The organism is Euhalothece natronophila Z-M001 (assembly GCF_007904085.1).
GTDB classification, from domain to species: domain Bacteria; phylum Cyanobacteriota; class Cyanobacteriia; order Cyanobacteriales; family Rubidibacteraceae; genus Halothece; species Halothece natronophila.
Genome location: NZ_CP042326.1, coordinates 1,752,643 through 1,776,969, shown reverse-complemented (window position 1 = coordinate 1,776,969; position 24,327 = coordinate 1,752,643). Strand labels below are relative to the sequence as shown.

Annotated in this window: 23 protein-coding genes; 9 read left to right on the top strand and 14 right to left on the bottom strand. The window is 39.0% G+C overall.

Features of this window, described 5'->3' with window-relative positions:
- Positions 1-41 precede the first annotated feature (41 nt).
- Both FRE64_RS08480 and FRE64_RS08475 read left to right on the top strand, forming a co-directional pair.
- On the top strand, positions 42-851 hold the full coding sequence (locus FRE64_RS08480) for a PD-(D/E)XK nuclease family protein (protein WP_146295568.1): 810 nt from the start codon (positions 42-44) through the stop codon (positions 849-851).
- Complete coding sequence (locus FRE64_RS08475) at positions 829-3,033, top strand: Piwi domain-containing protein (RefSeq protein ID WP_146295567.1); 2,205 nt, start codon at positions 829-831, stop codon at positions 3,031-3,033. Before FRE64_RS08480 ends, FRE64_RS08475 begins: the two co-directional genes overlap by 23 nt.
- A gap of 119 nt (positions 3,034-3,152) precedes the next feature.
- On the opposite strand, the gene FRE64_RS08465 is transcribed toward FRE64_RS08475, so the two are convergent.
- The 3 genes from FRE64_RS08465 to FRE64_RS08455 all read right to left on the bottom strand — a co-directional run bounded on the left by FRE64_RS08465 (position 3,153) and on the right by FRE64_RS08455 (position 5,256).
- The gene (locus FRE64_RS08465) at positions 3,153-3,407 is read right to left on the bottom strand and encodes a SemiSWEET transporter (RefSeq protein WP_222597903.1); all 255 of its coding nucleotides are present in this window, start codon (positions 3,405-3,407) and stop codon (positions 3,153-3,155) included.
- 55 nt (positions 3,408-3,462) lie between these two features.
- A complete protein-coding gene (locus FRE64_RS08460; protein WP_146295565.1) occupies positions 3,463-4,323 on the bottom strand; it encodes a metal ABC transporter permease in 861 nt (286 codons plus the stop codon).
- Between the two features lie 147 nt (positions 4,324-4,470).
- A complete protein-coding gene (locus tag FRE64_RS08455) occupies positions 4,471-5,256 on the bottom strand; it encodes a metal ABC transporter ATP-binding protein (RefSeq protein ID WP_146297317.1) in 786 nt (261 codons plus the stop codon).
- A gap of 90 nt (positions 5,257-5,346) precedes the next feature.
- Here FRE64_RS08455 and FRE64_RS08450 point away from each other — a divergent pair, with 90 nt between their 5' ends.
- Complete coding sequence (locus FRE64_RS08450) at positions 5,347-6,291, top strand: metal ABC transporter solute-binding protein, Zn/Mn family (protein ID WP_146295564.1); 945 nt, start codon at positions 5,347-5,349, stop codon at positions 6,289-6,291.
- A gap of 49 nt (positions 6,292-6,340) precedes the next feature.
- Here the strand turns inward: FRE64_RS08450 and iscB are convergent, their stop codons facing one another.
- The 3 genes from iscB to FRE64_RS08435 form a co-directional block, all read right to left on the bottom strand.
- Positions 6,341-7,615 carry an RNA-guided endonuclease IscB gene (gene iscB / locus FRE64_RS08445; protein ID WP_146295563.1) on the bottom strand — a complete coding sequence of 425 codons (1,275 nt, stop codon included), beginning with the start codon at positions 7,613-7,615 and terminating at the stop codon, positions 6,341-6,343.
- Between the two features lie 245 nt (positions 7,616-7,860).
- Positions 7,861-8,526, bottom strand: a complete 666-nt coding sequence (locus tag FRE64_RS08440; RefSeq protein WP_146295562.1) for a hypothetical protein — start codon at positions 8,524-8,526, stop codon at positions 7,861-7,863.
- A 158-nt stretch (positions 8,527-8,684) separates the two neighbouring features.
- Positions 8,685-9,242, bottom strand: a complete 558-nt coding sequence (locus tag FRE64_RS08435; RefSeq protein ID WP_146295561.1) for a DEP domain-containing protein — start codon at positions 9,240-9,242, stop codon at positions 8,685-8,687.
- 265 nt (positions 9,243-9,507) lie between these two features.
- On the opposite strand from FRE64_RS08435, the gene FRE64_RS08430 reads away from it, so the two are divergent.
- Positions 9,508-10,635: a transposase gene (locus FRE64_RS08430; RefSeq protein WP_246140276.1), complete on the top strand. Its 1,128-nt coding sequence runs from the start codon at positions 9,508-9,510 to the stop codon at positions 10,633-10,635.
- A 139-nt stretch (positions 10,636-10,774) separates the two neighbouring features.
- Complete coding sequence (gene tpiA / locus FRE64_RS08425; RefSeq protein WP_146295560.1) at positions 10,775-11,506, top strand: triose-phosphate isomerase; 732 nt, start codon at positions 10,775-10,777, stop codon at positions 11,504-11,506.
- A gap of 83 nt (positions 11,507-11,589) precedes the next feature.
- Here tpiA and FRE64_RS08420 read toward each other — a convergent pair whose 3' ends face one another.
- From FRE64_RS08420 to FRE64_RS08385, 8 genes are all read right to left on the bottom strand, one after another.
- Entirely contained in the window at positions 11,590-13,314 is a 1,725-nt protein-coding gene (locus FRE64_RS08420) for an ABC-F family ATP-binding cassette domain-containing protein (RefSeq protein ID WP_146297314.1), read from the bottom strand.
- 81 nt (positions 13,315-13,395) lie between these two features.
- Entirely contained in the window at positions 13,396-13,797 is a 402-nt protein-coding gene (locus FRE64_RS08415; RefSeq protein ID WP_222597801.1) for a hypothetical protein, read from the bottom strand.
- Positions 13,798-13,895: 98 nt separating this feature from the next.
- Positions 13,896-15,191: an RNA-guided endonuclease InsQ/TnpB family protein gene (locus tag FRE64_RS08410; RefSeq protein ID WP_222597800.1), complete on the bottom strand. Its 1,296-nt coding sequence runs from the start codon at positions 15,189-15,191 to the stop codon at positions 13,896-13,898.
- A gap of 294 nt (positions 15,192-15,485) precedes the next feature.
- Positions 15,486-16,157, bottom strand: a complete 672-nt coding sequence (locus FRE64_RS08405; protein ID WP_146295559.1) for a Uma2 family endonuclease — start codon at positions 16,155-16,157, stop codon at positions 15,486-15,488.
- Positions 16,158-16,200: 43 nt separating this feature from the next.
- Complete coding sequence (ruvA, locus tag FRE64_RS08400; RefSeq protein ID WP_146295558.1) at positions 16,201-16,836, bottom strand: Holliday junction branch migration protein RuvA; 636 nt, start codon at positions 16,834-16,836, stop codon at positions 16,201-16,203.
- Entirely contained in the window at positions 16,829-18,385 is a 1,557-nt protein-coding gene (kaiC, locus tag FRE64_RS08395) for a circadian clock protein KaiC (RefSeq protein ID WP_146295557.1), read from the bottom strand. The genes ruvA and kaiC overlap by 8 nt, the downstream gene beginning before the upstream one ends.
- Positions 18,386-18,435: 50 nt before the next feature.
- A complete protein-coding gene (gene kaiB / locus FRE64_RS08390; RefSeq protein ID WP_146295556.1) occupies positions 18,436-18,762 on the bottom strand; it encodes a circadian clock protein KaiB in 327 nt (108 codons plus the stop codon).
- A gap of 63 nt (positions 18,763-18,825) precedes the next feature.
- The gene (locus FRE64_RS08385; RefSeq protein ID WP_146295555.1) at positions 18,826-19,653 is read right to left on the bottom strand and encodes a circadian clock protein KaiA; all 828 of its coding nucleotides are present in this window, start codon (positions 19,651-19,653) and stop codon (positions 18,826-18,828) included.
- Positions 19,654-19,857: 204 nt separating this feature from the next.
- Between FRE64_RS08385 and FRE64_RS08380 the strand changes: the two genes are divergently transcribed.
- The 4 genes from FRE64_RS08380 (at position 19,858) to FRE64_RS08365 (ending at position 24,301) form a co-directional block, all read left to right on the top strand.
- Complete coding sequence (locus FRE64_RS08380; RefSeq protein WP_146295554.1) at positions 19,858-22,608, top strand: hybrid sensor histidine kinase/response regulator; 2,751 nt, start codon at positions 19,858-19,860, stop codon at positions 22,606-22,608.
- A gap of 278 nt (positions 22,609-22,886) precedes the next feature.
- On the top strand, positions 22,887-23,264 hold the full coding sequence (locus tag FRE64_RS08375) for a hypothetical protein (protein ID WP_146295553.1): 378 nt from the start codon (positions 22,887-22,889) through the stop codon (positions 23,262-23,264).
- Between the two features lie 227 nt (positions 23,265-23,491).
- Positions 23,492-23,608 (top strand): photosystem II reaction center protein I, encoded by a 117-nt coding sequence (locus FRE64_RS08370; RefSeq protein ID WP_146295552.1) that lies wholly within the window; start codon positions 23,492-23,494, stop codon positions 23,606-23,608.
- 216 nt (positions 23,609-23,824) lie between these two features.
- Positions 23,825-24,301 carry a Fur family transcriptional regulator gene (locus tag FRE64_RS08365; protein ID WP_146295551.1) on the top strand — a complete coding sequence of 159 codons (477 nt, stop codon included), beginning with the start codon at positions 23,825-23,827 and terminating at the stop codon, positions 24,299-24,301.
- Positions 24,302-24,327 lie beyond the last annotated feature (26 nt).

Genomic DNA, 24,327 nt, shown 5'->3' with positions numbered 1-24,327 from the left:
TATAATAATGAACCGTACTTTTGTTTGCTAAGTTAATTAAGATGTGGGTGTCCTATTCTTTATGGTCGCAGTTTCAACCCCAACTGGGAAAAGAGGAATACCATTGTCATCACAAACGCGGTTTTCTTCGCGCTAGAAAGAAAGAACCGGAAGTAAATTTACTTAGCCAACAAGATACAACGCCTCAAAAAATTGGAAAACTTGCACAAAAAGCCGTTTACTATTTATATCATAATCCTGAATCTTTAAATCAAGAAGGGCTTAATTATGTGGCTCAAAAAGTGCTAAACTTAGACCAAGAAGTGGTAGAAGTCCAACATCGTCTCCAATGGATTTTGAAACAATATCTCCATTATCCTTTTTTGCAAAATAAATCAGTTTTAACGCTTACTTCAGGTGAAGAAAATAATTTCTCGGAAGTGATATTAAAAGATGGTAACAGGCAAGCTAAACTATTATTTGCTTACGATTGTATTCTCAATCAAGAAAATGGGGGAATCCATATTCTAGATTTTAAAACAGGGAAAGGTCAGTTTATACCTGATCTTAGGCAAAGTTTAGTTTATTTATTGGCAGGACAAAAATTATACCCTAATCAAACGGTCACTGCTTCATTTTATCATCTTGAATTAGCCCAAGAATCGGAGATTTATTCTGCTACAGATGAGGAATTAAATTTAGTCGCTAAAAACTTAATCGACATCGCACAGAAAAACCAACAACAAATCAACGCTTATCGTCGCTCTCCCGACAAATTTAATCAGATTTTTCCAGCCTCACCTGGAAAGGTTTGTAACTATTGTCCCTTTACATCAATCTGTAACTATTATGACCCATTATTCAGTGAATAGTTCTAATTATATCAGTACTATTTTACAAGTTACTTTATCTTCTACGTCGCAAGTTTTTTGTTTTCATACTGTTTCTAATTTATCTATAGAACTAGGACGCAAAATTGCTTATCAGTTTTCGGCGAAAAATTCGACGGTCAAAGCTGTTTATGAACAAGGAAATTTTTGGCTCCTTTCTCATCCTAGTAATACCACTGATCAAACCAATTGGCAAGAAGATTATAACGCGATCGCGCAACGGTTACGCCCTCAATTTGGTAATTTAGATTTAACCCTAACCCCTGTTGATTTTTCTTCTATTCCAACCTCCATTATCTCTCAATTAGTACGAGTTATCTTATCTACCTCTAAACAAAGGCTTGAACTTAGTTTAATTGAAAAAGAGTTTTATCAAATTTACCGTCAATTAGAAGTTATCCCTGAAACCTTTTTTCCCAATCAAGCAGGAATCGCGCTGAATTGGAAAACCAGTATTAAACCAACAGAAACGATAAAAGACTATTGGTTACGACATAATAAAGACGAAGGAAAACTTTTAAAACTCGCCGTTAAAAACCGTTTTATTAATCGCACAGGGGTTATTGATAGTATTATTGGAACTTGTAAAACTGAGCGCGATCGGCTTTTAAGTTATGATTTAATCCCGAAAACTCGTGAAATTATCCAAAATAGTGATGATGAAGATTTAGTTGTTTCGGTTAAACAAAATAATACAGATAGTTATGGTGATTATGTCATTGACGGCTTAGAATTAAGTATTAATCCTAAAAATTGCCATCTTATTGGATTAGATCAGTATGAAAGATATCGCAAATTAGCAAAAATTTCACTTGCACAATGGACTGACCTTTTAGAACAAGGAAAAAAGTTTGTACAACCAATTTTAAAAGATTGGGGAATTCAAGTTAGTAAAGATTATGTTAACTCCATTGATAATCAAGATATATTCTTTCATTCTAATAAATTTCAACTTGACACAGTTCAACTTCTCTTTGGAAAAGGTAAGCAATTTCCCCGTGATTCAATTAAAAAGGGCTTAACACAAGGGGGAGTATTTTCTTGTCATCAAAATTTTGCCCAAGAGAAAAAAATTAAAACAGTCGCTTTGAAACTGTGTAAAGACAAAGCCAAAAATTTATTAAATGAATTGACAAGTAGCTTTGAAGAAGTTGGCTTCCAAGTTGAATTTATTAAAAAGATTCCCATAGAAGTCAGTGGTCAAATGTCAGAAGATGATGTTGCTAAAATTGATAGTGAACTAAAAAGAGCGATCGCGCTAAAACCTCATTTATTCTTAACCATTCTTCCTGAAGGAGATCAGCAACTCGATGATACTAGTCAGGGAAGTTACTATCACCATATTTCGCAACAATTATTAAAGCAGGGCATTCCCAGTCAAATGATCAAGGTAGAAAACCTCAATAATCGCTATATTATTAACAACCTTGTGTTAGGAATTCTGGCTAAATTAGGAAACCTTCCTTTTGTTTTAGCACAACCTTTAAAAGTAGCTGATTGTTTTTTAGGTTTAGATGTTGCTAGATTACGAAAAAGTAAAGGAAACGGGACTCAAAATGCTTGTGCTTGTGTCCGCTTGTATGGTAAGCAAGGAGAATTTATTAAATATTATTTAGAACAAGATCGTTTAGAAGGTGAAGAAGTAACTCCAAAAATTCTGAGGAAACTTACTCCGCAACAAGACTTAGCTAATAAAACTGTTTTAATGTTTCGTGATGGGCGATTCCGAGGAAAAGAAATTGATTTTTTAAATGAAAGAGGAAAAGCAAATAATACCAATTTTATTTTTGTTGAAGTGACTAAAACTAAAACTTGTCGCTTATTTAACTACCACCAACTTCAAAACGGCAAAAAACAACTACAAATTCCCCATCGTTTCTTAATTTTCCGACATTCCAATCGCGCCGCTACTGTTGTTACGACGCGGCCACAGCAATCAGTGGGAATTGCCAATCCCATTAGAATTACGATTCGAGAAGAAGGGGATGTTCCTGAGTTCAAGTTAGTTTTAGAAGCAACTTTTAAGTTATGTTTATTACATCATGGTTCCTATCAAGAACCAAGGCTTCCAGTTCCGATTTATGCCAGCGATATGATTGGCTATAAAACATTAAAAGGGCTTTATCACACTAACCCCGAAGGTGATTGTCAATGGTGGTTATAAGAGATTCCTTATTCGTTACGCTAAAGGCATAGTAAATTTAGGACTCATGGGAGGATTGCTTTTACTAATTAATACTGGGGCAGGTGCAGTTAGTATTGATTCTGAATAAATCCAACAATCTACCCATATCTAAACTTAAAAATTAAAATGGTGAAAGCAAGAATAAAGGTAACAATATTAGCCAGTAAAACGGGTAAATCTCCAACACTAAAGCCATAAATAATCCATAAGAAAACACCTGTACAGAAAATTGAAAACATTCCTAAAGAAATATCTTTGGCTGATTTAGATTGCCAGGTTTTGATGACTTGGGGTAAAAACGCGATCGTGGTTAATGTACCAGCCGCTAAACCGATAATGGTAAAAGGGTTTATGGTTTCCATGATTGATGAGCAAAGGGAACGACTCATCATTCTAGCATTAATGTCATCATGCTTTCGGCTTATTTCTTCTTTGAGAGGGGATGAAAATTCCTTCCTGAGGGCTAAAACAAAAAGCTAAACTAAAGAAACCAATGGCAACCATGACAATCGCTGGCCCCGAAGGAAGATTAAAATAATAGCTAAGATACATTCCTGTAATGCTAGAAATAATGCCAATCATTGCCCCTAAAATCATCACCCAGTGTAATCGTTTGACTAATAAGTAAGCTGTGGCACTAGGGGTAATTAATAAAGCCATCACTAAAATTACTCCTACCGTATTTAAGCTAGCTACGATCGCGCCAGCAATTAATAACATTAAGCCAAAATTGAGAAAATTAATAGGTAGCCCTGCTGCTTGTGCGCCTTCGTAGTCAAAGGTATAAAAGAGTAGTTCTTTATAAAACAGAATAATGACGAGGGCAACGATCAGGGTAATAATCGCTGTGTCTCTTACTTCTCCTGCTGTTACTCCTAAAACATTGCCAAAGAGAAAATGAAATAAATCAATGCGATTATCTTTCTGAATAATGGTAATTAAAATAATCCCTAAAGCAAAAAACGCTGAAAAAACGATTCCCATCGCAGCATCTTCTTTTAATCGCGATCGCGCTTTGATTCCTGCAATAATGAGGGTACTAAAAATCCCTGCAATAAACGCTCCTAAGTAAATATTTGCCCCTAGCATAAAAGCAATGGCAAGTCCAGGGAGCATAGAATGGCTAATAACATCTCCTAATAGCGAGAGACGTTGTACCATTAAATAACTTCCTACTAAAGAACAAATAATTCCTACTAAAGTTGACACTAACAAAGCCCGTTGCATAAAGTTATACTGCAAGGGATCAATTAATAATTCAAGACTCATTTTTTTTTGAGCAAATACTCCTTAACTCATTGGGTATAGCAATCCTAAATTAGTTGTAAACTTCGACCTTATTTCCCCCTTTTTATAAGGGGGGTTAGGGGGGATCTTACAAATGAAATAATCATGCTATAGTTGTTTGATATTAATTTAAGCCGCGTCTGAGAAAAACATAACTTGTCCATCATACGCTGCATATAAGTTTTCTTTTGTTAACACAGTTTCCCGTGTTCCTGCAGCAATCAGTTCCTTATTTAAGAGAATTAAATCATCAAAATGGGTAATTGTTGCCCCTAAATCATGATTAATTACAATGACGGTTTTTCCTGATGCTGTAAGTTCCCGAAAAATGCCAAAGATAATATTTTGCGTCTTTTGATCGACTCCCACAAAGGGTTCATCTAAAAAGAAAATCTCCGCTTGTTGGGCTAAAGCCCGAGCGAGAAAGACTCTTTGTTGTTGTCCCCCTGATAACTGACTGATAGCGCGATCGCGAAGTTTCTCCATTCCTACCCGCTTTAAAGATTCTAAGGCAATATGGCGAGAAGAAGCGGAAAACCGACGCAACCATCCTGTTGCCTTCACTCGCCCCATCATCACCACATCCCAGACAGTTACAGGGTAATCCCAATCAATTTTAGAGCGTTGGGGAACATACGCCAAGCGCGATCGATTGGTTGCTAAAGAACCATTTCCCCATTTGACTTTCCCCTTCGCTGGTAATAACCCCAACATGGCTTTTAAAAGGGTACTTTTTCCTGCACCATTGGGACCAATAATCCCTGTTAATCGTCCCGCTTGAAACTCACAATTAATCCCTTGTAAGGCTTCTACCCCCCGATAAGACACATTCAGATTTTTTACTTGAATCACGGGTTGTGGCGAGTCAACCCCTAAAAGAGAACTTTCTCCAATTCTATAGCCAGCAGTAGTCATCACTAATGCACTCCCAATTATGAAAAGAATATGACAAAACGATCATTAGAACTTACAATAGCACATACTGCGTTAAAAAATGAAAGAAATATGATAAAAGGAATTTATCAATTAGCTGGAATGAGTCTCCTCTTAAGTGTTGGCTTAATGGGCTGTGAACCGCCAGACACCAATTCCACAGCAGGAGAAGCCCCAAAAGTGGTTACTACCACAACCATGATTACCGATTGGACAGACAATATCGCTGGGGATACCATTGAAGTGATTGGATTACTGGATGCTGGCGATGATCCCCACATTTATGAACCAGTTCCCCAAGATAGTCAAAATATTGAAGAAGCTGATTTAATCCTATACAACGGTCATGACTTAGAACCAGAGTTAATTCGACTCATAGAAGGCGCTGGAGAGAATACCCGTCAATTTGCAGTGGGAGAACTCATTTCCCCCCTTGATGAGTCTGCGATGGAGGAAGGAGAAACTGAATTTGTACCTGATCCTCACGTTTGGGGGGATGTAGAAAATGTAATTGTCATGGTAGAAGCAATTGCTGAAGAATTAGCGGCTGTTTCCCCAGAAAATGAAGAGGTTTATCAGGAAAATTTAGAAGAATACACTGCCGAATTAGAAGAACTCCATGATTGGATAGGGGAACAAATTGAGACAATCCCCTCAGAAAACCGAAAATTAGTCACCACCCATGACGCTTTCCAGTATTATACAGAAGCCTATGGATTAGAAGTCGTTGGAACTCTCATTGGAATTAGTACCGAAGAACAACCCAGCGCTCAAACAGTTGGCAGACTTGCCAGTACAGTGCGCGAAACAGGTGTTACCACTATTTTTGCGGAAGCTCTCATTAATCCGAGACTCATTGAAACGGTTGCCGAAGAAGCAGGAGTAGAGTTAGCAGAAGAAGAATTATATGGGGATGCTATTGGCGCGCCTGGCTCTGACGGTGATACTTATATCAAGATGATGGAAGCCAACACCAGAACCATAGTGACAAATTTAGGGGGTATTAACAGTAAATAAATCTTAGACATGATTCCACAAAGTTAGTCATCTCAATCAATTTCTAAGGCTAATGGCGATATTTATAGCCATCTTTACGGTGCATTACCTCTGAGACATAAGATAATTTAGTTCCCAGTCTTTTACGACCTTTCGGGTAAATCTCACAGTTTCCATCCGAATAAGGACACAAACGCCCTCTCCATTGACCTTGATTTTTCCCTTTCGGGATATCAACTTTAACAATGTCTCCTGTTTGAAAGCCTTGAATTGGTCTCAAAGGACGATGCTTGATTGGATACCCAAACTTATTAGTTTGGCATTTTTGTCTCCCTCCTGTCCCTGTCGCTGTCACCATTAGTGGTTGATCGGACAAAATGGTTAACCTCTCAACCTCTCCCACACAAGCAGCGTCTAAACAATGTTCTTTTGGTAATCCTAAACGGACTCGATTCATCTTGGTTTGCGCCCCTGTCGCTGTTTTGAGTGAGGAATGTTTTGAGATTACCTCGACAATCTTTTTACGGGTGGCGTTAACTGCTGATGTGTCTTTAAGAGGAGTCTTCGCTTGTTTAAGGACACTCTCAAGGAGAGTTGGTTTCCTTTTCAAGAAATCTTCAATGAGTGTATTGCCTTTCTTTTGATTACACTTCTCACAAGCCAGACCAAGGTTGCTCACTCGGTTACTTCCTCCTTTAGACCGAGGATAGATGTGTTCTACTTGGAGAGGGATACCTTCTTTCTTACAGTAAGTACATTTTCTGTACCACTTTTCGAGGAGGTATTCTCGGACAGTATAGCCTTGCAAGGTTCCTTGCTGATATTCCTGGCCACTAATCTCAGGATTTTCCATCAACTGGGTATCAAACTTAACTCTCTCTATCCAGATTTCTTGAATCGGACAGAACTTGAGCAAGCGTTTCACCCAAGTCTCAGTGGTTTGGACTCTGTGCATTAACGAGGGGGGTAGCCATCCTTCTTTGCGCTTACGGTTTAAGAAACGAGGCTTTCGATAACGAAGTCTTGAACGTCGCTGTCTTCTTAAGGCTCGTCTTTGTTCTAAACGTTTCTTGATTATCCCTCCACGATGCTCTAGTTGCATTCTCCAAACTACTTCTCCTCCCTCGGTAACTAAAGCGAAGCCTGTTACTTGAGAGCCTGGGTCAATTTTCAGGATTAGTGGGTGGACATTTGGCTCAGACACCTCTTGTTTAAGGATGAGAGTGAAAGGAAACAGTCGAAAGACGGCAGCTTTACCAAAAGAAAGCAATTGCCTCGCTCTTTTAGGATGGACTGGTTTTAGTGGTGTTTGGTTTTGGTCAATTACAAACACATAGTTTGACATGGTAGTTAGTGGCTTCTTAAGCCAAGCTGTTATGAACAGTAAAGTTGGCCTCGACAAAGTTAAAAGAGCTTTTTACGGCTAGGACACAGGCTTATCAACCTTTCGCCTTTTGATTAATCCATAGCCCACAGAGCCAAATGCTGGCGTTCACACTTGGGTGTGATGACTCAATTAACGTAGTGTGCCTGATTACAGGTCTTACCACGCTTGTCTGCACGTTCGTCAGCTTATAGCTTTGACCAACCTTAGATAGGTTTGTCTAGGTTTTCACGAACGGTTACGTCTAAGTCAGTATTAGGATCAATAGAAATAACTTCTGCTTCCTGTCTTCCTAAAATTAAACCTCCAATTGCCCCTAAGGCTGCACCACCCAATACTTTTTCCGTAGCAATTACTTGATCGCCAAGCACTCCAGAAAGGACAGTAGCAGCGGCAGCGCCAATGGCAGCTCCTTCTAGAACACTCCCTGTACTAGCCCCACGACGAATCGTTTCTCGCCTTGTTACCACTTGAGAGCTAGCATTAATGCTTTGGGGAGACTCCCCTGGAACTTTTAATTCCTCAGCCACAAAGCGCGATCCATTTTGAGATGGTTGGATTTCCCCCACCAATTCAGTTCCGTAGGGAATGAGAATTCTTCCTTGTTGATTTTTAATGTTGGCGGCAATTTCTAAGGTAATGGGGGCAGTTTCATCAGGCATCACGACAATGTTTTCGGCCTCATCATATTTTACTGGGAGAGAAGTTCCCTCAGGAATTGCCATGCGACCAGAAGGCTGCCCTCGACGTTCACCCGGTAATAATTGTGCTGATACTGAGGTAGATAAAATTAAAGGGGTAGTAACTCCTATGCCTAGTAGTAAAGAAAGGACTGTTGCTGTTCCTCTTTTAAGAAAAGATTGTTTTGACATAACATTATTCCTTTAACACAGTTTACTTTTCAAGACGGCAGTTTTAAATAAGAGTTCCCCTGAAAAGTATGATCGTTTATGCTGTTATCCCATTTCTCTATGAAGTTGCGCTTAATATTCCTGTATTTCCTGAAATTGGATAAGCATAAAAATCAATGTCACTTTGCAATTAAAGGGAGAGTAATGCTTTCATCTTGATAAAAGCGATAGAGGAGAGGTTCATCTTTGAAATTATGATCATCCCAAGTGTGATGTAACCAACGATGATTAATTAATGATTGTCCGATTTCCACAGCTTGTTCTCGGGAACAATGGAAATGATCACATAACCAATCTACTAATTCGGTTCCAATAATTGATCGGGGATAGGTTCTGAGTTTATACTGATTATTTTTAATTAATCCTGAGTGATTGCGGATAGCATTGACAATCGTTTCTAGATTAGGGAGACTTTTCTCTGGTAATAATTCTAGGTTTTGGTCTTGATAACAAATAAGATAATTATCGTGATCATCAATGACAATAAGAGAGATGATTCCTGAGATTAGGTTGCGTTGGGCTTGCGCGATCGCTGTGTGTCTCTCCTGATAAGAATAAGAGTCTCCTTTAACAAAAAGCTGCTTTTGGTAAACAAATATAGAAACATATTCAATTTGTGAAGGATAACGACGGATTCCTTGATTATAAGTAACTTGATCAGTAGTGATAATAAACATAGCCAGTCTTAGTTAGATCACTTAATTCTTATTGATTACTATGATGGCGAAACGTTAACTCTGACCAAGTAAAAACTTAAAAAATGCTGAGAATTGACACCACTTCTGAAAGCTAAGGTAAAAATTAATAATGATTTGTTATAGCAGTCAAAAAGAAACTGTGATACAGCTATTGTTTGTCCTTCGTTGTTTCTAAACTCAGATCTTGCACCAAAGAGCAAAAGACGAGTAAATAAGGAAATACTCCTAATCTGACCTTTGATTAATGAAAGACCTGAGTAATGCACAAGAGCTCATCTATCAATTGGTAGAATTGATGGAAAGCGACTATCAAAAACAAAGTCTTCAAGCTTTCTTGGAACTGTTTCTAAAAGCTCAAGGAACACACCGCCCCCAACACTCAGCACTTAAATCAGCCAGTGCTCTCAGTCGTTTTCTCAATCATTACATCTGGTCAGCGCGATCGCTCATCCGCCAAGTCAGACGGATGATTAAGCAACAACTAAGCCACTACCATCCCCGAGGTCGGCGTCCTCACTTACAAGTAATCATTGACTTAACAACTTTGGAAAAACGGGGAAAGTTTAAGGGCTATCAAGACCTAGTTCATGTGTTTGATGGCAAAAGAGGATTGCATCTAGTGGTCATCTATCTGGTAGTGGGACGGTGGCGTCTTCCATGGAGTTTTCGCATCTATCGAGGAAAAGGACATTCCACTCCAGCACAGTTAGGATTGAAGTTAGTACGGCAACTACCGCGATGGCTGAAACGCCAGTTTCAGGTCATGGTGTTGGCAGACACAGCTTTTGGTAGCGTCGAATTTCTCAAAGGAATCCGCTCTCTGAAGCTTCATGCTATTACTGGTGTTCGTCGTGACCGTCTCCTCCAAGATCATCGCCCTCTGTGGCAATTACATCAGCCTGGCCAACAAGTCAGGCTTCAAGGACTTAATTTTCCGGTTAGTGTAGCTTGGTTCTATCTCAAACGAGATGGAGAAAAGAAACGCTCTAAGCGTTATGTTCTCTCCACCAAACCCTTAAAAGCCAGTACCATTGTTTGGTGGGGAAGACATCGCTGGCAAATTGAGGGATTTTTTAAGACCGCTAAATACCGTTTTGGTCTTCATCGGTTTGCTCAAAAGACTCTCAAGGGAATGTATCGTTGGTTGATCTTGTCCTTAGTGGCTTTTTTGCTTGCTCATTGGGGTTATCTTTCTCTTGATACCAAAGAGCTCCCCGATTGGGGAGTGGCTGCAACCATTATTCTTGAAACTTGCTTGGTGGAATTAGTTATTGCTCTATTGTTAGCGGAAGTTGAGCGTCAACGACCTTTACTGAAACAGCAGGGATTAGATGTTCAAATTACCAGGTGCAAGATCTGGGTAAACCAATGACTAATGACCAATGACTAATAACTCAGTTTATACCTCAACCGACTAAGAAACGCTATAGAAAAGCAACAATCATTTTGAATTGCCTACCATTGAGAGATACACTATTCTGTGCAAGATGATTAAAAGTAGGTAAAGAAAAGTGCGAAGAGTCGTTATTGCTGGCAACTGGAAAATGCACAAAACCCAAGCAGAATCCCTAGAGTTTCTGCAATCCTTTCTCCCAAAGCTCGAAAATACTCCTGAAGATAGAGAAGTGATTCTCTGTGCCCCCTATACTGATTTAGGGATGATGTCGAAAAACTTACATGGAACTCGGGTTCGTTTAAGCTCACAAAATGTCCATTGGGAAGAGTCTGGCGCATTTACTGGGGAAATTTCTCCCGCTATGCTAACAGAAGTCGGAGTAACCTATGCTGTAGTAGGGCACAGTGAACGTCGCCAATACTTTGGAGAAACAGATGAAACCGTTAATTTACGCGCTCGGGCAGCTCAAAAGGCAGGTTTAACACCTATTCTTTGTGTAGGAGAAAGTAAAGAACAACGAGATGCTGGAAAAACTGAAACTGTTATTAGTGAACAATTAAAAGCAGATTTAGCGGGAGTCGATTTATCTCGCTTAGTGATTGCTTATGAACCAATTTGGGCAATTGGAACAGGTGACACTTGTGAAGCAAAAGAAGCGAATCGAGTAATTGGTTTAATTCGTTCTCAGCTAAGTAGTGGTGATATTCCCATTCAATATGGCGGTTCTGTTAAAAGCAGTAATATTGATGAAATTATGGCTCAACCTGAAATTGATGGCGCTTTAGTCGGTGGAGCAAGTTTAGATCCAGAAGGATTTGCTCGTATTGTCAATTATCAGTCGGTTTAAGGTCAAAAGGGAGGGAGATATTTTGCCCCCTCCTTTGTTGTTTGTCCAGCAGTGACCAATAACTAATGACTAATGACTAATGACTAATGACCTTTCTTTTTCTTAGCTTTCCTAGCTTTTTCCTTTTCTTTCTGCTTCTCTTTTTTGGCTTGTCGCTTAGCTTCTGCTTGGGCTTTTTCGGCAGCAAGACGAGCGGCTTGGGCTTCCTCTTCTTTTTTCTCTAGATAGTAGTTATAGTCACCTTCATAAACCACTAACTCTCCCTCGCTAATTTCAACAATTTTGGTGGCAACTTGAGAGATAAAATAGCGGTCGTGGGAAACAATGAGTGCTGAACCATCGTAATTTTGTAAAGCCTCTTCAATCGTTTCCTTGGCAGGAATATCTAAATGGTTGGTTGGTTCGTCTAAAATTAATAAATTAACGGGTTGTAGTAACATTTTGGCAAGGGCTAATCTTGCCTTTTCGCCACCACTGAGTTTGGAAACATTTTTCTTAACGGTATCGCCACTAAAGAGAAATTTCCCTAATAGGGCACGGATTTCTTCATATTTCCAATCGGGAACCGCTTTTTGGATAGTTTCTTCTACAGTTAAACAGAGATCTAGGGCTTCGGCTTGATTTTGTTCAAAATAGCCCGGAATGACATTATGCTCCCCTAATTTAACGAGGCCCTCGGTAGGAGTTTCTAAGCCCATAATTAATCGGAGAATGGTTGATTTTCCTGATCCATTAGGACCTAAAAAAGCAACGCGATCGCCGCGTTCTACTAATAAGTTAGCCCCTAAAAATAAAATATTATCATCAAAGCTATGGGTTAAATTCTCTATTTTTACAACTTCTTTACCACTGCGAGGTGCGGTAGGAAATCTAAATTTTAAAGTCTTGACATTGGACTGAGGAGCTTCAATTTCCTCCACTTTTTCTAGTTGTTTTTCCCGGCTTTTTGCTTGGGTGCTACGAGTGGCACTAGCGCGGAATCGCTCGATAAATTCTTCCTGCTTAGCAATTTCTTTTTGCTGCCTTTCATAGGCACTCATTTGGGCTTGGCGATTAAATTCTTTTTGCTCTAGATAACTGGAATAATTACCAAGGTAAGTAGTTGACACGCCGCGCTCAGTTTCAACAATTTGGGTACATAAACGGTCTAAAAATTTCCGATCATGAGAGACAATGACCATGGGTGTGTTAAGACTTTTTAGGTACTGTTCTAGCCATTCAATTGTTTCTAAATCAAGGTGGTTTGTCGGTTCGTCTAAGAGTAAAACATCTGGATCTTGTAACATGACTTTTCCTAGACAGATACGCATTTGCCAACCACCACTAAAGCAGGAAACTAGGCGTTCACCGTCTTCAGGTAAAAACCCTAGTTCTGGTAATAATTGGCTAATTTTTGTGTCTAATTTATACCCATCTTGCGCTTCAAATTCTTTTTGGTAGCGATCCAACTTATTAATGAGTTTCTCTAATTCTTCGGGAGAAGCCTCTTCCATTTGCTTTTGGACTTGTTCTAAGTTTTTTTGGACTTCATTAGCTTTGGTAAAAACTCGCCACAATTCTTGTCTAACAGTAAGTTGGGGATCAACATCAAATTCTTGACTTAAGCAAGTAATATTTAGATTAGATGGACGAATAACTTCCCCACTACTGGGTTCTGTGTTTCCCAAAATAATGTTTAATTGGGTAGTTTTTCCAGCACCATTAACTCCGACTAATCCCACACGTTCTCCTGCCTTTACTTCCCAACTAACATTTTTGAGGACTTCCCCTGTAGGATAGGTTTTACTAATTTTTTCTAATCTTAAAATTGACATTTTTATTCTTCGTTAGTTGTTGCTTGTGAGACAATCCTATTGATCAAAAACTATAACAATTATTACAATTAATGGCTAATCCATAAAAGTTACATTAAATCGTAACTCCCCTTCAGTTACACCCCTAGGCTGATAGCGAACTATGGCTCGATTATCATTCCAATGTTTTCGCCATTGAAATCGAACATTCCCTGAAACCACTTTTGTTTTACGGACTTGCCCATCTAATAATAAAGTAACTCTTGCCTCTCCGTCTATATAACCTCGACTCATTACCATTAATCCATAAGTGGATTGACTTAGTGCTTGGTTTCTGATTAGGAGTTGCTGATTGCGAGTAATGTCTCGGATGCGGTAAATTTGAGCTTGGTTGGTGCAACTGGTTAAAGGAAAAAGTAGTAAGAGTGTAATGACCAAGGGAAGCGATTTCACATTATTTAAGAGGAGGATTAATGTTTTATTTGTGCTTGTTTCCATTCTCCTAGCTAGAAGCTAAGATTGATTCTGTTTTAACGTTAACATTGGCTGAGTCTAACTTAACTACCAATCTACTCCCTTTTGACATACTCCCCAGCCTAAAGGCGTGGGGATTCTTCGGTCTTCACAGGTTCCGAAATTACTAGTTCCTCGACACTACTTGCTATCTCAGAGGACTCTGAATCAAAGTTCTCTGAGATAGTAGAGGTAGTTGTCTCCCTAGTCGTTTCCTCCGAAGAGGCAGTTCCCCAATGCCCTTGGGTACGGTTTGACCATTCCTTTCCTAAAATCTCCATCCCTCGTTTTAGGATGTTGATAGCAGCATTTTGATCACGACAGAGTTCCGTTCCACAGTTAGAACACTTGTGAGTCCTTGTGCTTAATGATTTTTTCTCTCTGTGTCCGCAATTCTGACAATCTTGACTGGTGAAAGCAGGGTTAACAGCTACTACTGCTTTCCCCCAAAGTTTGCCGTAGTAGTCGAGAAAGTCTGTAAACTGACTCCATGCTGCATCAGAAATGGACTTAGCTAGATTATGATTTTTGACTAAGTTAGCAACTCTTAAATCTTCATACACTACGACATCGTTAGATGCCACTAGCGCCCGAGCTTGTTTCAAAGCCCAGTCTTTACGCTGACGTTGAACTTTAAGATGTTGTTTACCTAATTGAATTCGTACTTTGTGGTAATTAGCTGATTGCTTCTGACCATGACGATACTTTTTACTCAAACGACGTTGAAGTTTTTTGAGCCTTCGTTCAGACTTTCTTAGGAACTGAGGATAGATGATTTCATTGCCATTTTGGTCTTTGACAAAATACTTCAGACCTAAGTCAATGCCAATAACTTCTCCTGTATAAGTTCCTTCTTCCACTCGGTCAGCTTCTAACAAAAATTGAGCATAGTAACCGTCAGCACGACGAATCACTCTGACCCGATTGATCTTACTTCTCAGGATGTCTTCTCTGGCTTTACCACTGCAATAAAGAGAGAAAGTTCCAGCCTTGAAGCCGTCTTTGAATGTTATATAGAAGCCGTCGTCTGATAGTTTCCAACCACTGGTCTTATATTCCACTGAACGCGAGTTCTTTTTGAATTTAGGGTAGCCAACTGGTCTAACACCATTTCTACAGTTTTCGTAAAACCGTTTAACGGCTAACCATGCACGTTCGGCGTGAGCTTGTCGAGCCATGCTATTTAGGTTTCCAGCAAAGGAAAATTCTTTTGCTAAGTCTTTACAGAGGGACTCCATATTAGACTTTCCACACTTATCGCTGTCAACCCATAAACGCAAACACTTATTTCTGATAAACTGTCCAGTACGGATCGCCTCATCAAGTGCTTGATATTGTTGTTGTGTAGCATGTTTTAATTTGGCTTCTCTAAATAACATGACTCGACTTGACCAACTTAACTAACTTCAGTCTGGCAGATAGTTTTACCGCTGTCAAAATTCTGGTAAAGTCGTCCTAAAAGGACGAGGCTTTATACCCAGATTTAGGGTAAATCGCCGCTAACGAGAGTTATTTCCTAATACAACTATTACTTGACATTAGTTGACATAGTTTAACTTTTTGGAAAAGTTCGCTCGCTTGTTGACATTAATGGTTTAGGTCTTTTATAATTAGCCGAATAATTTGGATTGACTTGTGTGTCAGTGCGCTAATCAGAAGCTCGATTCTGACCGCTAAGGGAAAAACCAATTTGATGAGCTTTGAGGAGAATCCTTAAGGCGTTGTGGGACACCACCGTACTTTCCAAAGTACGCTATGACTGCTTTACTTTTACAGTTAATGTCGAGTATTGTCCAGTCTTGAAGTGTCAGTTCGACACCCACTGAATCTAACTTTACGACCTCAGTGGCTTCTTCTAAAAGACTTAAATGCCAATCCTTATTTGTACGCCGCCGATAGATCATGACTGCCATGGTTTCTTGATCTATCAACACATATTCCTGCAACGTTTCTAAGGTTCGGTAGAAATTAAATTTACGTCCTTGATCGTAATCCCGGGTAGAATCCGATAAAACTTCAAAAATCACCACTGGATTCGTCACCGTCGTTTGATTATCTCCATAATATGCCGGTTCACCATCCAAAATCATGACATCAGGATAAGTAAATACATTGGCGGCGGGAATCCATAACCGTACATTTTCCGAATAAAGTCGTCTTCCTTGTTCTCTTAAACTCGGTTTCAGCAACACGCATAAATTCGTTATCAATTCATTATGATTCGTGGTTCCCCCTGCCATTGGTACAATTTCTCCATTAATGAATTCATGGCGGTTATCTGCTTGGGCTTCAAGTTCTAGGTATTCGGTAGGGGTGTAAATTTGTTGGCTTAACTGTGTGACCATAGGGGATTTCCAAATACTGTTACTAGTTTGATCCTATGCAATATTATTGACTTAACCACGCGATCGCGCTACGAATCCACTCCTCAGCATTGGGATTTTTGGCTAATAATGAATCTTGACTGATCACAGATAAAGCCTGTTCAATTTCCTGATTAGAATACCCTAACGCCAATAACGTCATCTCCACGTCTTCCCGAATTTCTGGTTTTGGCGCAAGACTTTCATCTCCTTTTTTAACTAATCCTGATTCGGTTCGCCATTGGGCAAGTTTGGTTTTTAATTCTAAGGCAATGCGTTCGGCGGTTTTCTTTCCCACCCCTGGGGTTTTTGTTAATAACTGAATATTTTCAGTGACAATCGCTTCGACTAATTCAGGTAATCCTAAGGTATCAATAAGCGCGATCGCCATTTGACTTCCTACCCCATTCACTGCAATTAATTTGCGAAATAAATCCCGTTCTGCGCCACTTTCAAAGCCATATAAAATTAAGTGATCCTCACGAATTTGTTGATCGGTAAATACCTGCACCGCTTCTGAGTTTTCCTCTTCTAATTTCCGCCCAAAACGAGATGGAATTTGCACTTCATACCCCACCTGATTTACCTCTAGAATTAACTTGACACGGCTACCCGTATCCCGTACTACCTGAACTACAGTTCCTCGTAAATAATTAAGCATCTTCTTCCGATTTTCCTCGCACCCCTTCTACAATTCGAGACAATTCTGATTTTTCATCAGAAGAAATTCGACTTGGTGCGCCACTAATAATCCGTTCATAATTACGGAAAGATGCTTTAATTTCAGGCCCATCTTCATCAATAATATACTCTCGAATTCCTTTATCATGTCCAGAACCGCGCATTTTAAATACATTAATAGCTCGCGACATTTCTCCTCGAATCTCCACATATTGAAGCATAATAATCGTATCGGTAATGGTAGAAATATGGGAATCAGTAATTGAATGAGATCCCATAAATTGATCCGTGGTATTCGTAAAGAATCCTGTAATTTCTTCTTGCTTGGCGTAACCTGTTACTCCAATAACAAACTGTCGAAAGGCATTTTCTGTCACCCCTCTTGCTAATGCTGAAAGGGAATCAATAGCAATTCTTGAAGGCTTAAATTCTTCAATTTCTGATTTAATCGCCTGTAAATGATCTTCTAAACCAGCAGATTCAGGATAGGTACAAAGTAACTTTAATAATCCCTTTTCTTCTAACTCTTCAAAATCTATTCCCCAAGAATAAGCATTACGGGATAATTGAGCGCGAGATTCTTCATAAGCAAATAAAATCGCTCGTTCGCCACGTAAGCAACCTTCTTCTAAAAATTTGCTCACTAATAATGTTTTTCCTGTTCCTGTTGCGCCTGTAGCAAGAATAATCGAGTCTTTAAAGAATCCACCGCCACACATTTGATCCAGAGTAGCAATTCCTGAAGAAACCCGTTCATTTGATGATCGTTGGGTGAGACGCATTGCCCCTAAGGGGAAGATATTAATCCCATCTTTATTAATAGTAAAGGGGTACTCGCCTTTCATGTGAGTTGTTCCCCGTAATTTCAGAATTTCGATGGTGCGACGGCGGCGTTCTCCTTCTAAGACATTGCGAACAATGACCACATTATCCGACACAAATTCTTCCACTCCAAATCTTGCCACAGCCCCATATTCATGTTCTCTTTCTGTGGTCATAATTGAGCTAACGCCCACTTGTTTTAAGCGCGCAGCCAGTCGGAAAATTTCGCGACGAATTAATCCTACGCCTTCATATTGTTGAAAAACTGCTGTTACTGAATCAATGGAAACTCGTTTTGCCTTATATTTGCGAATTGCATATTGAATACGCTCAATTAATGCTGATAAATCAAAGTTTCCTACCACTTCTTGACCTTCAGGATCAGGAGACGCATCAAGAATAAATAATTTTCCTTCGTCAATTAGCCCCTGTAAATCCCAACCAAAACTATTGGCATTAATAATAATATCTGCTGGGGACTCTTCAAAGGTAACAAAAACTCCTGGTTCATCAAACTCTTTAATTCCATTATATAAGAATTGAATCGCAAGCAAGGTTTTGCCTGTACCAGATGTTCCACTTACTAAAGTAGTTCGACCAATGGGAATACCACCATGACTAATTTCATCTAAGCCTTCTACCATGGTGCGGATTTTCTGAATGCTTTTTTGGGTTTGATTTTGTTCCTGATTGTTTGATTTAGCCATAATAATTAAGATGTCATTAATTACGTCTAAGTTTACTAAAAAAATAATTACTATTCTGGAAATTCTTCTTCTTGATTGTTACTAATTTCTTCATATAATAAATCTAAGCCAATCAAGACTTTTTCGCGATCCGAGAGATCGCCAATAATTTTTCGCACAGGCGGTGGTAAAACCTTAGCTAAGGTAGGAGTAGCCAAAATTTTATCTTCTTCAGCGAGTTGGGGATTTTTGAGTACATCAATCACTTTGAGAGCATACACCCCTTGGAACTCTTTTTCAAGAATAGCCTTTAAAGTATTGAGAGCACGGACTGATTCTGGAGTATTGCCAGCAACATAAAGTTTTAGGACATAGGTTCTTTTAGAAGATTGACTCATAAACTGAAAATTAATGATAAAAAATAATCTTAGCTAGTAGCAATTATAACTTAATACTATCATTTATTTAAGAGTTTTTGTCGGTAATGAACGACGATACATTTCGCACAAATGTGCAATTATATCAATCAGTGTTAAGCGATAATCGAGTAAAATTTCATCACTGCGACCTTCTAGTTTTAGTTGCTGGGAAAACTGATCCATTAAGTCCATGTGAATTTCCATAATTTTAGACACAGAAAGATCAGCAAAAAATGCTTTCATCACAAATTGGTCAATTCGACTATTAACATCAGTTGCTGTATTAAAATATTCTAAAAGAATTAGGCGATATTCTTCGGTAATATCCTCCAAGAGAGCTTTTTTCTCTGAAGAATCTAGATTGCGAAAAAAATCTTCTGGATTACGTTTATAATACACTCCTTTGTATCCTAATCGCTCTTGTAATTTTTTAGTTAAACGATTTTGCTTAATTGTTAAAAATTCATTAACTTCTTGGATATTAAACTCTGGTTTAGAATTGGGGGTAAGCTGAAGGAAATCCGTGATTGCACGCTCGATCGCGCTGGGAACCTCTGAGAGTTCATTCACCGAAATCTCTACTTGAGCAGGATGATAAACTAATCGCTCATTCTCATCTACATTTGCTAGAATAACAGTCGGTAGTAATTTGCCATCTTCTTTTAATTGACTAATTGAGGGAGAAAAAGTTTGATCTTGCTCCAAAATTAGGCAGTCAATTTGCTCCCTTTGCTCCAAAATGTATTCTAAAAAAGTATCAGACGAGTGAAAAGTACAAAGATGATAGTAATCTTTAGTTAAAGTTTCTTCTAGGGAGTTTACGATATCATCATTAGTGGTCAATAGACAAAGATAAATTTGAGCAGACAAGGTTCAATCAAAATAATTACTAAAGAATGCGCTAAAAGTGGGACACTCGACACTCATTGCAAAAAAATGGCAGTTGTTAGCATCCCTCCTTTTATAAAAATTTAACATTTTAATTGATGAGAAGGAGAGGAAAACGATAAATCAGGTTTAATTTTTTCCACAGTTGAAGAAATTGTAGAGAATAAGGATTAGGCGTAACACCTCATGTCAGATTATGATCCGAGTTTAGAACAATTCACAAAGTTTATTCCCCATTGTCAATCGCCAAACAATCTAGAAACCATCCGCCAGTTTTGTGAAGAATACGATAGTAACTTTCTAGTGATTGTCAATGAAGCCCAGCACCCCTTAGGGATTATCTCTGCTTTGACAGCCTGGCGTTATGAATTGGATCAGCCTTATTCTGATCGCTTACTCTCTCCTGTCACCCTCATTTCGCAAAGCTCAACCCTGACTACTGTACTGCCTTATTTGGAAAAAAACAATGGCGAGGAAAAAATTTTAGTGATCGATCAAGAGGGGAAATTACAGGGAGAATTGGATACAGAAACTATATTACAGGTTCTTTTGCGGGAAAAACAGCAACCAAATACTCCCAGGCAGTACCAAAATGGTAAAGTAACCGCTTTATTAGACTTTTTAGAGAAATTGCCACTTCCCTTAATGCTTCAAACTAAACAGGGGAAACTGATTCATCAAAACTCTTATTGGCGCGAGAAAATCTGTTCTTATCAGGAAAATTGTTGTTTAATCAGCGCTGAAGCTGCTCTCAGTACAGAAAAGCAATGGTGTAACATTATTTCAGACTCTCCTGTAACGGAATACAGTCAAACCCATGGTTGTCCTCTGTTTCCCGTTTCAGGCTCCACTGATGATCAGCTTAAGGCAAAAACTTCAGGGGTGTGGAAATTTATTACCCTTAATCTCCCTGAGAGTGAGTTAGGTTCTTTATGTTTAGTAGTAGCAACAGATATTTCTGAGCAGCGACAATTATGTAAAGAGTTAGCAGCGAAAAATGCTGACTTAGTCCAGTTAAATCGGCTAAAGGATGAATTTTTAGCTTGTATTACCCATGAATTGAAAAGCCCTCTTACTGCAATTGTTGGCTTATCTAATTTACTTAATCAAAACAGTATTGGGGAATTAAATGAACGGCAACAACGCTATGTGGATCAAGTTTATCAAAGTGGTCGCCAATTAATGAATTTGGTGAATGATTTACTGGATTTGGCTCGCTTGGAAACAGGACAGTTACAATTGCATCCAGAAGTAGTGAAGCTAAAAACTCTCTGCGATCGCGCTTATGAGGAAGCCCAACAGCAAACCCCCTCTTCTCAGGCTAATTTTAAATTAGATTTAGACCCAGAATTAGACACCATTGTTGCCGATGAATTGCGCTTGCGACAAATGCTAGTGCATTTACTTTCTAATGCCCGCAAATTTACTGCTGAAAAAGGAGAAATTGGGCTAGAGGTGAATCAATGGGATGGCTGGATTGCTTTTAAAGTTTGGGATACAGGAATTGGGATTCCAGAAGACTCGCAACATCTGATTTTCCAGAAATTTCAACAATTAGAAGACCCCATGACACGCCAATTTTCAGGAACAGGGTTAGGCTTAGTGTTAACCCAACGCTTAGCCCACGCCCATGGTGGAGATGTCTCCTTTATTTCTGAGAGTGGCAAAGGATCACAATTTACCCTGTTACTTCCCCCAAACCCGCCGAAAAAATCCTTAAGTCCCTTCGCTGGTTCAGATCAAGGGGTGAATAAATTAGTTTTAGTGGTAGAAGCTGTGCCCCAATATCTAAATAATGTTACCCATCAACTACGAGAACTAGGCTATCGTGTCGCGATCGCGCGATCGGGAACAGAAGCCCTTGCTAAAGCGCGTACCTTTCAACCGTGTACTATTTTACTTAATCCTGTTTTACCCTTGCTCTCAGGTTGGGATGTTCTGACGCTCCTTAAATCTCATCCCAGTAGTTGCCAGATTCCCATTATTATCACCGCTACCCGCGCCGAAAAAGAACCAGCCATGAGTAATGGGGCAGATGCTTTCCTCACCTTACCCATGGAAACCGATTCCCTAGAAGAAGCCCTTTTAGCTTGTGCCGCACCGCGATCGCTGTATCGGCAATATTTAACGGTTTTACGACTTCACTACACAGACAGTAACCCTCCACCAAAGCGAGATTCGATAACAGAAGTATTAAACGTTCCTCCACAAACTCCCAAAAACATTAACTATCGCATACTAGAAGCGGATGATCCTGAACAAGCCGAACTCTTACAACGCATTTGGCATTCTGATGTGTTATTACTAACTGGTAATAACATCCCCCAATCTTTTATCACCGAAATTAGCCAACAAGATAGCATCCTTCATCTTCCTGTAGTCTGCCTTGATCCAGAAACTGCACAATTAGCTCATCAAGTGGGAAATTTATCTGTCTATCCCTGTTTAGAAGTAAACTGTAATTATTCCTCGCAAATCCTCTGGTCAGTATTACAGTTTGCAGCAGGAATTAACCCTGCTAATGGTAATCCTATTCCCCATATTGTCGTTGTGGATGGTCAAAAACTCAATACGCCCAATTCAAAAGACTCAGAATGGCTAAAAGCCTTTATTCAATATTTAAATACTGCGGGTTATCGTAGCTTTCTATCCACCTCTTGGACTGAAATTTATCACCAAATCCAAGAGCAAGTCACCGACGTAATTTTCTTAAATTTAGAAGGGATTGAACCATCTTCAGAAATGATTTCAGGCTTAAAACAATTAAGTCAGATGAACCACCAATTACCTATTGTTGCTCTGGCTTCCCCCAAACAGCTACAACCAGATCAAGCCTTATCTAATATTCTCGAAGAAATTACCACTGATATTATCTATGGTCGTCCTCAGTGTATGAAAAACCTTTTAAATCGGTTAGAAAAGCAACTGAACAAGTAAGGGATGAGACAGAGACTACATTTACTTGTTGATTCTTAATGACCAATGACTGTTTTAAGCTGAATTAAGAAAAAAAGCTCTTAATTCCCATTCTTTGGCATATAACCTGAGTATAATTACTGCTTTATTTCCAAAAAATGTAAATTTATATTGCTATATACTCATTTTTAAAATTCCTATGGATATACTGAATTATTACATTCGGAAAGTCCCATAGAAACTCAAATTTCATAAAAACATAATTACAGTTCTGTTTATAAAAACTGGAGGAAAATAAAATGCAATTAACTCACAATCAAAATGCTACTCAAAATCAATTCTTTGCGGTTCTAAAAAGCTTTTCGATTTGGTGTTTTGCTTTAACGGTTTGCTTTTTAGTGGTAGGATTTCCTGTGGTTGCAGTAATGACAGCAATAGCCTGTCTACTCGCGATCGCGCTTCAATCCATTTTACCCATGAGTGCAGTTTTGTTAGTGGCAAGTAGTGTTATTGGCTTTAACTTATTAGCAATTATTTTAACCTCTGCGGGATTAACCTTAAAAGGAATTCATCCCCAAGATGTTAGCTGGTTACGTTGGTTACATGGCAAAAGCATTCTCAAGCAAACCGCTAAGTTTGCTGCTTGCCCTATTACTTGCAACTTGATTCAGGAGTAACCTCACGATGGGAACTCTAATTTAATTTTCCATCAATAATTTCGGCTTCCAATTCTCGAATTTAAGACGACATTAAACCTTACTTTTGCTCAACTATTTTTTAGGGCGTTTTTTAATTAAAACTGTTACAGGTGGGTTTTCCCACCTTTTTTGTTGCGATAATCAGCTTGAACTCACTATCATAGAAGTGTTAGTGTTAGTATTTAGTTCAATAATAAACAGAGATTATGCTTACTCTAAAAATCGGTGTTTACCTAGTTATTGCCTTTTTTGTTAGTTTATTTGTTTTTGGGTTCTTATCTAATGATCCCGCTCGTAACCCAAACCGTCAGGACTTAGACTAACTTCTAAGTTTCCAATAAAATGCGAGATTGTCGCCAAGCGACACCAAATCAAGATTCCATCGAGCGGGAGTTTCTCGCTCGATTTTTTAATTTTAGCCATAAGTTAAAGTGGATATGACTTTGAATTTATAGCAAGGAGGGATCACAATAGTATTAAACTTCCCTCTATAGGTATCCTGAGACAAACACTTATTTGTAGATCACTCGCTTAGAACTATGATTAGAATCCAAAACCAAACCAGCGCCACCCACTCCCAAGCGTCAGAAACACCACCTCAAACCAAAACTTGCTTAGAAGATGCTCTTGCTCAATGTCAAGAAAAGGGAATGCGGCTGAGTCGTCAACGGCGGTCAATTTTGGAATTATTGTGGCGTTGTGAAGAACATCTCTCAGCACGGGAAATTTATGACCGTCTCAATCAAGAAGGAACTGATATTGGACACACTTCAGTTTATCAGAACTTAGAAGCCCTATCTAGTCATGGCATTATTGAATGTATTGAACGCGGTGAAGGGCGTTTATATGGTCATGTCAGTGAACCCCATAGTCATGTTAACTGTGTTGACAGTGGAAAAATTGTTGATGTGTATGTGGAACTACCCGAAGATTTAATCCAAGAAATAGAATCACGAACAGGAATCGAGATCAATGATTATCGGATTGATTTCTATGGACAGGAAAAAGTGAAATAATGACAGTTGCTAAGATAACGGATGTT